Genomic DNA, 9,020 nt, shown 5'->3' with positions numbered 1-9,020 from the left:
ATGGCGTGACCCAGCGCTTCGGCACGGTGACGGCGTTGTCGGACGTGTCCCTCTCGGTTCGACCCGGTGAAATCGTCGCCCTGCTCGGCCAGTCGGGCTGCGGCAAGACGACGCTGCTGAGGCTTGCCGCCGGAGTCGAGCGGCCGAGCGCGGGGCGGGTGCTGCTGGAAGGGCGCGATGTTTCGTCGCCCGCCGCCTTCGTCGAGCCGGAACATCGCGGCATCGGCTTCGTCTTTCAGGACTATGCGCTGTTTCCGCATCTGAGCGTGCGGGAGAACGTTCGCTTCGGACTGCGCGACCGGTCGGGAAGCGCCGCCGACGCCACGGCGCTGCGGGCGCTGGCGCGCGTCGGGCTCGAGCATCTGGCCGGCTCCTATCCGCACATGCTCTCGGGCGGCGAGCAGCAGCGTGTCGCGCTGGCGCGCGCCATTGCGCCACGCCCCGGCGTCCTGCTGATGGACGAGCCCTTCTCGAACCTCGACCGGCGGCTGCGCGACGTGGTGCGCGACGAGACCGCCGCGCTGCTGGAAGAGACGGGAGCGACCTCGATCATCGTCACGCACGACCCCGAGGACGCGATGCGCATCGCCGACCGCATCGTGCTGATGCGCGCCGGGCGCATCGCCCAGATCGGCACCGCGGAGGAGCTCTACCGCAAGCCCGCCAGCCTCTTTGCCGCCCGATTTTTCTGCGATTTTACCGAGATCGAGGGCCGGGTCTCGGGCGGAACGGTCGAGACGCCGTTCGGGCGCTTCGCGGCGCAGGGCGTGGCGGAAGGCAGCGAGGCGATCGTCTGCATACGGCCGCATCGGGTGCGGATCGTGCCGAAGGGGTACTATCTCAAGGGACGGCTGGTCGCGCGGCGCTTTCTCGGCGAGGTCGATCATGTGCTCGTGGCCGTCGATGGCTTCGACCGGCCGCTCACCGCGCGCATGGCGCTGTCGGACGAGGTCGGCGTGGGCGACGAGGTCGGCGTCGACATTCCGTCGGACGAAGTCCTTGTGTTTCCCGCGGCGGATCAATAGGTTCCGCCGCCGAGCGAACGACCGGGCCAGAATTGGTCGGGGACAGGCCCCGGTCGGGGCAATTTCGGAGGAGTTTCGCCATGGGTGGCGTGAGCATTTGGCACTGGATCGTCGTCGGCGTCATCGTGATGCTTCTGTTCGGGCGCGGGAAGGTGTCCGAGCTGATGGGGGATGTCGCCAAGGGCATCAAATCGTTCAAGAAGGGCATGGCGGAGGATGACGAGCCGACGCCGACCGCCACCACTGTCGACCCCAAGGTGATCGACCAGACGCAGGCCAGCAACGCGGCGGCTCAGGCGCAGGCCAAGGCCGACCACAAGGCCTGACGCGGCGCGCGCCCCGAGGGCGTGGTGTTGGTGATGCGCGCGGCCCGACCGTTCGGCCCTGTGGTCGAACGGCGAGCGCGCCGATAGGAAGAGCCGTCGATGTTCGACATCGCCTGGAGCGAAATGGTGCTGATCGGGGCGGTCGCGCTCGTCGTGATCGGTCCAAAGGATCTGCCGAAAGTCCTGCGCACGGTCGGCCAGACGATCGGCAAGGTCCGGCGCATGGCGGCCGAATTCCAGGGCCAGTTCAACGAGGCCATGCGCGAGGCCGAGCTCGCCGACCTGAAGAAGCAGGTCGAGGATGTCGGCGGCAGCGTGTCGAGCTCGCTCAACACCCATACGGACTACAAGCCGATCGAGGAGCCGAAGGATTTTTCGGCTTCCGGAACGGCCGGCGATGTGGCCAAGCCCGATACGGCCGCGCTGAAGGAGGCGGAAGCCAAGCTCGCCGCGATGCCGGCTCCCGAGCTGCCGCCGGTGGAGATTGCCGCCGAGACGCCGGCCGCCAAGCCGAAGCGAGTTCGCAAGGCCAAACCGGAAGAAAAGCCCGAAGAGGTTGCGCCTGTCGCTGCCGCTCCGGCAGCGGAAGCCGTCGAGCCCGCCGCGAAGACGAATGGCGCTGAGCCCAGGCCGGCCCGCGCGCGGCGCGTCAAGCCGATCGCGGCCGTGGCGCCGGCAGAGCCGGACACGCCCTTGCCGGAAGCGACCGCGGCGGAGCCGGCCAAGCCTGCCCGCAAGCGTAAGACGAAGACGGCGAAGGGCGAGGAGACTTCCGCATGAGCGTCGCCAATCCTCGCGAGGGCGAAGACGAGATCGAGGCCTCGCGCGCGCCGCTCCTCGACCATCTGATCGAATTGCGCTCGCGGCTGATCAAGTCGCTGATCGCCTTCCTGATCATGTTCTTCATCTGCTTCGGCTTCTCGACGCAGATCTACAACATCTTGGTGAAGCCCTATGTCTGGGCGGCGGGGAGCGCGGCCAACGCGCAGCTCATCTATACCGGCCCGCTCGAATTGCTCTTCACCCATATCAAGGTGGCGGCCTTCGGCGCCGGCTTCTTCGCCTTCCCGGTGATCGCGACGCAGATCTACAAATTCGTCGCGCCCGGCCTCTACAAGAATGAGAAGGCCGCCTTCGCGCCCTATCTCGTGGCGACGCCGGTGTTCTTCACGCTCGGCGCGCTGCTGGTCTTCTTCTTCGCCATGCCGGTGCTGATGAAGTTCTCGCTCGGCATGCAGCAGGCGGCGACTGAGACGCAGGCCGGCATCGCGCTCCTGCCGAAGGTCAGCGAATATCTTTCGCTGATCATGACGCTGATCTTCGCCTTCGGCATCGCCTTCCAGCTTCCGGTGATCCTGACGCTGCTGGGGCAGGCGGGGATCATCGATTCGCAGTTCCTGAAGGACAAGCGGCGCTACGCCATCGTCTTCGTGTTCATCGTCGCGGCGGTTCTGACGCCGCCGGACGTGATCTCGCAGCTCATGCTCGCCGTGCCGATGCTGCTGCTCTACGAGCTCTCGATCTTCTCGGTGCGCCGCGTGGAGAAGAAGGGCGAGGCCGCGAAGGCAGCCGAGGACGCGGAGTAGGGTGCTGTCGTCATGCTCGCCCTTGTGGCGAGCATCCGCGTCTTGAACGCCGCTGCTTCCGAACGAAGACGTGGATGGTCGGGACAAGCCCGACCATGACGTGATCGGGGCGCCGAATGCCGATGTCGGTGGTTCCCTCGCGCGCGATCCCGGTCTAGAGCATCCAACGCTGCATTCCGCAGCGATGGCATGGCCGGACGACGATGTACGACATCAGATGGATTCGCGAGAACGCCGCGGCGTTCGACAAGGGGCTTGAACGCAGAGGCCTGGCGCCGCTGTCGTCCTCGCTGCTCGAACTCGACGATGTCCGCCGCTCGTCGATCGCCAAGGCGCAGGCCACGCAGGAGCGCCGCAACGCCCTTTCCAAGGAAATCGGCAAGGCGATGGGCGCGAAGGATGTCGCGCTCGCCGACAAGCTGAAGGCCGAGGTCGCCGCGCTTAAAGAAGAGCAGCCGGCGCTGGAGGCGCAGGAGAAGGCCGCCAAGGACGCGCTTGACGAGAAGCTCGCGGCGATTCCGAACACGCCCTTCGACGACGTGCCCGATGGCGCCGACGAGCACGGCAATGTCGTGCTGCATGTCCATGGCGTGAAACCGGAGGAACGCGGGCTTCTCAAGGGCGTGAACGATCCCAAGCAGCATTTCGAGCTGGGCGAGGCGCTCGGCCAGATGGATTTCGAGAAGGCGGCGAAGCTCTCGGGCGCGCGCTTCGTCGTGCTGGAGAAGCAGGTTGCGCGGCTGTCGCGGGCGATCGGGCAGTTCATGCTCGACACGCACACGGAGGAGCACGGTTATACGGAGGTCAATCCGCCGCTGCTGGTCCGCGACGATGCGATGTTCGGGACGGCGCAGTTGCCGAAGTTCCGTGAGGATCAGTTCCGCGCTGGCGAGGAGCATTGGCTGATCCCCACCGCCGAGGTGCCGCTGACCAATCTGGCAAGGGAATCAATCCTTTCCGAAGAGGAGCTGCCGCTTCGATTCACCGCGCTGACGCCTTGTTTCCGGTCGGAGGCTGGCTCCGCTGGGCGTGATACGCGCGGCATGCTGCGCCAGCACCAGTTCGAGAAGGTCGAGCTCGTTTCGATCACCACGCCCGAAAAATCGCGCGAGGAGCATGAGCGCATGCTCGCCTGCGCCGAGGCCGTGCTGAAGAAACTCGACCTGCATTATCGCGTGATGACCTTGTGCACCGGCGATATGGGCTTCGCCTCGCAGAAGACCTACGACATCGAGGTCTGGCTGCCCGGGCAGAAGACCTATCGCGAGATCTCGTCCTGCTCGGTCTGCGGCGATTTCCAGGCGCGGCGCATGAATGCGCGCTACAAGACCAAGGACGGCAAGGGCCCGTTCTTCGTGCACACCCTCAACGGCTCGGGCACGGCGGTCGGCCGCGCGCTGATCGCGGTGATGGAGAACTACCAGAATTCCGACGGCTCGATCACCGTGCCGGACGTGCTGGTGCCCGCGCCGGAGAGCGACCAGTCCGGCGTCGCCCATTCGCTGTCGCTGTCGAATCCGCTGAGGCTGCGTCAGATCAGCGAGAAGCGCTTCGCCGTGGCGGGCACGCCGACCGACTGCGTCATCATGGCGGTGCGCTCGGTCATGGCCGAGGTGCGGCCCGACCTCGTGCTCTCGGGCGTCAATCGCGGCTCGAACGTCGCCGAGGACGTCACCTATTCCGGCACCATCGCCGCGGCGATGGAGGGCACGCTGCTCGGCATCCCCTCGATCGCGATCAGCCAGGCCTATACGCCGGGCGACCGCAACAATATCCGCTGGGACTGCGCCGAGCATCATGCGCCGGGCATCATCCGCCGCCTGCTGGAGGAGGGGATTCCCGAGGGCGTGCTGTTCAACCTCAACTTCCCCAATGCGGGGCCCGGCGATGTGCAGGGCGTCTCCGTCACGGTGCAGGGCCGGCGCGACCAGGAACTGGTCAAGCTCGAGCCCCGCAAGGACGGGCGCGGCAATCCCTATTACTGGATCGCCTTCCAGCGCAGCCGCAAGGAGCCGGCCAACGGCACCGATCTGCGCGCCATGGCCGAGAACCGCATCTCTGTGACGCCGCTGGAACTCGACCTGACCCATGAGCCGACGCTGACGCGCTTCGCGCAGGTCTTCGCCTAAGGCGATTCGGGAAGGCTGAGGGGAGGGGCGGAGATGGGGGAGGAGGTGCCGGCCAGCGAGGGCGAGCGCACCGTCGCCTTTCTCCTGTCGCTCAGGGCGCGGGGTGTGCGCGATCTTGCGCTGCTGCGGGCGATGGAGCGCGTGCCGCGCGACCGCTTCGCGCCGGCCCGCTTCGCCGATCTCGCGCGGCAGGACGTCTCGGTGCCGCTGCCCTGCGGCCAGACGATGACGGCGCCGCATACGGTCGCCAATCTGATCGGCGCGCTCGACCTGCAGGCAGGCGCGCGCGTGCTCGAGGTCGGAACCGGCTCGGGCTATGTCACGGCGCTTCTCGCCGCTCTTGGCGGCGAGGTCGTCTCGCTTGAGCGCTATCGCTCCCTGGCGCTGGCTGCGCATGAGCGCGTCTCCGGCAGCGGCTTCGGCAAGGTGGTGGATCTGCGCCACGCCGATGGCTTCCAGCCCGATCGCACGCTGGGCCAGTTCGACCGCATCCTCGTCAACGGCGTGACGCATTCCGTTCCGGAGGCCCTGCTGATGCGGCTCTCGCCCGGCGGTCGGCTGGTCGGGGCGCTGCGCGTCGAAGGCGTGGCGCGGCGCGTGGTGGTGACCCGCCTCAGTGACGGCCAGTTCGATTACGCGACGGGGCCGATCCTGCGGCTGCCGCCGCTGATTCCGGGCCGCTCGCAGGCCCTTTGACGGCTTTCCCGCCGGACCGCGGCGATGCCGGCAAAAAATCGAAAAAGGTGAATCGGGACTCGCGAGAGAAACGCTTTCGTAACCTGAACGGGACTTTAATGGCCTTCATCGAGTTGCGTCGTTCGCGAGTACTCTGTCCATGCGTAGCCAAGCCGGAACGGTCAAATCCCGTCTCCTTTGCCGTCTTTCGACGGTCTGTCTGCTTGCCCTCGGTGTCAGCGCCTGCTCGTCGGATACGCTGCGCTTCACCGAGACTCCCTTCGACAATCCGTTCAGGACGGCGCAAGCCGCGCCTGTGCGCGACCCGGTGACCACCGGTTCGATCGGCTCCAGCTCGGGCGCTTTGCAGCCGGTGCCGTCTTCTCCGGTCGTGCGCTCGCAGTCGCTGCCGCCGCCGCAGGCCTCCGCCGCAATGCGGCCGGCGCCGGTCGCTCCGGTCGCTCCGGTCGCGGCCGCTCCGTCGGCGCAGCCTGTCGGGGGCAGCGCCGCTGGCTGGACCGCGCAGGGCGGCACGCCGATCGTGCTCGCCCAGGGCGAAACGCTGGACATGATCTCCTCCCGCTACGGCGTGCCGCGCGCGGCGCTGATCTCGGCGAACGGGCTGAGCAATGCCAATGTGGCGCCGGRCACCCGCCTGACGATCCCGATCTACAATGCCAGTGGAGCGGCTACGGCTGCGGCCGAGCCGGTCCGGCGTGCGGCTTCCCCCACGCCCGAGTCGCGCGGCTTCGTTCAGGGAGCGGCGCCGGTGCGCCAGGCTGCGACCGAGGTCCGCTCGCAGGCTCGTAGCGCCGCCGAGGTCAAGCCGGTCGCCGAAGCCAGGACTGCGGCTGCTTCCAAGGCGGAGGCCGATGCGCAGGCGATGAAGGAATCGCGTGCCCGCTTCGCTGCCGAGGCCAAGGCCAAGGCGGAGGCCCGCAAGGCCGCCGTCGCCGAGGCCAAGCCTGCGGCAGCCCCGGCGCAGCTCCGCCAGCCCAAAGTTGCGACTCCGGCGGTCGAGTCGACGAAGCCCGTCGCCGTCGCCAGTGCTCCGGCGACCGAGAAGCTCGCACCGGCCGCGAAGGCCGAGCCCGCTCCCGAGCCCAAGACGACCGCTAGCCTGCCGAAACAGGAAGCGGCGACGTCGAGCGCCGACAAGGCTGATTTCCGTTGGCCGGCCCGGGGCCGCGTCATCTCGGGTTTCAGCGGCAAGGGTGGCAATGAGGGCATCAACATCGCGGTGCCGGACGGMACCCCGGTCAAGGCCGCCGAGGAGGGCACCGTCGCCTATGCCGGCAGCGAGCTGAAGGGCTAYGGCAAYCTGGTCCTGATCCGTCACCCCAACGGCTATGTCTCGGCCTATGCCCATAACGGCGAGCTCAAGGTGAAGCGCGGCGATACGGTAAAGCGGGGTCAGGTCGTCGCCAGCTCCGGCCAGACCGGCAACGTCTCGTCGCCGCAGCTGCACTTCGAGCTGCGCAAGGGTTCGACCCCGGTCGATCCGACGCCTTATCTGAACAACTGATCGAAGCTGCCCAAATCCGGCTTCAGCCTTCGATCGGTACCCGCGAGACCCCGCCGATCGAATACGGAACGGGGCGCCTCCAGAAGAGGCGCCCCGTTTTGTTTGCTTTTCGGGATACCGTCCTGCTCGCCCCTGTGGCGAGCATCCAGATCCTGAGCAGTGCGCTGCGTCGATGAAGACGTGGATGGTCGAGACAAGCCCGACCATGACCTTCGCGCTTCACCCCTCCAGCTTCTTTCCGAGCCGGCCGGCAAGGTCCTGGATGTATTGCCAGGCGGTGCGGCCGGAGCGGGAGCCCCGCGTCGTCGCCCATTCGAGCGCGTCACGGCGCAACTCCTCCGGGGCGACGGTGAGTCCGAAATGGGCGACATAGCCGTCGATCATCGCGAGATATTCGTCCTGACTGCATTTGTGGAAGCCGAGCCAGAGGCCGAAGCGGTCGGAGAGCGAGACCTTCTCCTCGATCGCCTCGCCGGGGTTGATCGAGGTCGCGCGCTCATTGTCCATCATGTCGCGCGGCAGCAGGTGGCGGCGATTCGAGGTCGCGTAGAACACGACGTTCTCGGGCCGCCCCTCGACGCCGCCATCGAGCGCAGCCTTGAGCGATTTGTAGGAGGTGTCGTCGCCGTCGAAGGACAGATCGTCGCAGAAGACGATGGCGCGGTGCGGATCGCTGCGGAGCTGGCTCATCAAAGCGGGCAGGCTCTCGATGTCCTCGCGGTGGATCTCGATCAGCTTCAGCGGCCGTTCGCCCTTGGCGAGATGCTGGTTGGTGTCGGCATGGACTGCCTTGACCAGGGAGGACTTGCCCATGCCGCGCGCRCCCCAGAGCAGGACGTTGTTGGCGGGCAGGCCGCGGGCGAAGCGCTCGGTGTTCTCGGCCAGCGTGTCGCGGACGCGATCGACGCCGCGCAGCAGGGACAGAGCGACGCGGTTGACCTTCGGCACCGGCATGAGCTCCGAGCCCGCCGCGTGCCAGACGAAGGCGTCCGCCGCCGCAAGGTCGATCGGCTTGCGCGGGAGGGGGGCGATGCGCTCCAGCGCGGAAGCGATCCGCAGCRGGGTCGCGAGCGTCTCGGTGGCGGTCTGGTCGATGGTTTTCTCGGTGGTCTTGTCGGTCATCTGGCATGCGCCTTCATGGTTTGGCTGACAACCGTACCGTACCGTCCGGTACGGTTGCGTGCCTAGCTAAACCGCGTTGTGCGATCTTGCGCAAGGGCATTGCGCGAATGGCGGCAAGCCCATAGGTGAGGAGCGCGCTTGCGCGAGTGGGCGTGTCCGATTGATTTCACGGCATTGCTGGCTATAGTCCGCGCGATTTTCCGGCCGGGCGATGCTTTTGTCGTGTCTTTTCGCGGCGTGTCTTGCGGCTTGGCGGCTCGTTGCCGTCGCACCAGAGGAGTGTTTTTGTGATCACCCCCGCTTTTGCCCAGTCGCTTGGAGCCGGCGGCGGCTCCGACATGCTGATTCAGCTGGTGCCGTTCCTTCTGATCTTCGTCATCATGTGGTTCCTGATCATCCGGCCGCAGCAGCGCCGGGCCAAGGCGCATCAGGAGATGATCAAGAACGTGCGTCGCGGCGATACGATCGTCACCTCCGGCGGGCTCGTCGCGAAGGTGTCGAAGGTCGTCGACGACGGTGAGATCGAGGCCGAGATCGCCGAAGGCGTGCGGGTGCGCATCGTGCGCGGCATGATCCAGGACGTCCGCTCGAAGAGCGAGCCGGTCAAGAACTGAGGCGACGTCGCCCAAGAC

The 9,020-nt window shown here is 67.1% G+C and carries 9 protein-coding genes; 8 read left to right on the top strand and 1 reads right to left on the bottom strand.

What is annotated here, in order from left to right; all coding sequences use genetic code 11:
* The 7 genes from AB4Y99_RS25945 to AB4Y99_RS25915 form a co-directional block, all read left to right on the top strand.
* Nucleotides 1–1,025 (top strand): ABC transporter ATP-binding protein (locus AB4Y99_RS25945; protein WP_441525348.1); only part of this gene is annotated, 1,025 nt, incomplete at its 5' end.
* An 80-nt stretch (nt 1,026–1,105) separates the two neighbouring features.
* Nucleotides 1,106–1,351, top strand: a complete 246-nt coding sequence (locus tag AB4Y99_RS25940; RefSeq protein WP_038365555.1) for a twin-arginine translocase TatA/TatE family subunit — start codon at nt 1,106–1,108, stop codon at nt 1,349–1,351.
* A gap of 99 nt (nt 1,352–1,450) precedes the next feature.
* The gene (gene tatB, locus AB4Y99_RS25935) at nt 1,451–2,131 is read left to right on the top strand and encodes a Sec-independent protein translocase protein TatB (protein ID WP_133563623.1); all 681 of its coding nucleotides are present in this window, start codon (nt 1,451–1,453) and stop codon (nt 2,129–2,131) included.
* Nucleotides 2,128–2,937, top strand: coding sequence for a twin-arginine translocase subunit TatC (gene tatC / locus AB4Y99_RS25930; RefSeq protein ID WP_038365557.1), 810 nt, complete (start codon nt 2,128–2,130; stop codon nt 2,935–2,937). The genes tatB and tatC overlap by 4 nt, the downstream gene beginning before the upstream one ends.
* A gap of 203 nt (nt 2,938–3,140) precedes the next feature.
* A complete protein-coding gene (gene serS / locus AB4Y99_RS25925; RefSeq protein WP_441525347.1) occupies nt 3,141–5,066 on the top strand; it encodes a serine--tRNA ligase in 1,926 nt (641 codons plus the stop codon).
* Nucleotides 5,067–5,099: 33 nt separating this feature from the next.
* A complete protein-coding gene (locus AB4Y99_RS25920) occupies nt 5,100–5,762 on the top strand; it encodes a protein-L-isoaspartate O-methyltransferase family protein (protein ID WP_051988287.1) in 663 nt (220 codons plus the stop codon).
* Between the two features lie 139 nt (nt 5,763–5,901).
* Nucleotides 5,902–7,266, top strand: a complete 1,365-nt coding sequence (locus tag AB4Y99_RS25915; protein ID WP_441525346.1) for a peptidoglycan DD-metalloendopeptidase family protein — start codon at nt 5,902–5,904, stop codon at nt 7,264–7,266.
* Nucleotides 7,267–7,485: 219 nt separating this feature from the next.
* On the opposite strand, the gene AB4Y99_RS25910 is transcribed toward AB4Y99_RS25915, so the two are convergent.
* Complete coding sequence (locus AB4Y99_RS25910) at nt 7,486–8,388, bottom strand: ATP-binding protein (RefSeq protein ID WP_441525345.1); 903 nt, start codon at nt 8,386–8,388, stop codon at nt 7,486–7,488.
* Nucleotides 8,389–8,726: 338 nt separating this feature from the next.
* Here AB4Y99_RS25910 and yajC point away from each other — a divergent pair, with 338 nt between their 5' ends.
* On the top strand, nt 8,727–9,002 hold the full coding sequence (yajC, locus tag AB4Y99_RS25905; RefSeq protein WP_441525349.1) for a preprotein translocase subunit YajC: 276 nt from the start codon (nt 8,727–8,729) through the stop codon (nt 9,000–9,002).
* Nucleotides 9,003–9,020 lie beyond the last annotated feature (18 nt).

The organism is Allobosea sp. TAB14, from assembly GCF_052113865.1.
GTDB lineage: Bacteria > Pseudomonadota > Alphaproteobacteria > Rhizobiales > Beijerinckiaceae > Allobosea > Allobosea spartocytisi.
This window is presented reverse-complemented; position numbering and strand designations above follow the sequence as displayed.

Bases quoted from the DNA above. Each gene is read 5' to 3' on its own strand.
- AB4Y99_RS25920 (WP_051988287.1), top strand. From the start codon at position 5,100: ATGGGGGAGGAGGTGCCGGCCAGCGAGGGCGAGCGCACCGTCGCCTTT.
- yajC (WP_441525349.1), top strand. From the start codon at position 8,727: ATGCTGATTCAGCTGGTGCCGTTCCTTCTGATCTTCGTCATCATGTGG.
- tatB (WP_133563623.1), top strand. From the start codon at position 1,451: ATGTTCGACATCGCCTGGAGCGAAATGGTGCTGATCGGGGCGGTCGCG.
- AB4Y99_RS25940 (WP_038365555.1), top strand. From the start codon at position 1,106: ATGGGTGGCGTGAGCATTTGGCACTGGATCGTCGTCGGCGTCATCGTG.
- tatC (WP_038365557.1), top strand. From the start codon at position 2,128: ATGAGCGTCGCCAATCCTCGCGAGGGCGAAGACGAGATCGAGGCCTCG.
- serS (WP_441525347.1), top strand. From the start codon at position 3,141: ATGTACGACATCAGATGGATTCGCGAGAACGCCGCGGCGTTCGACAAG.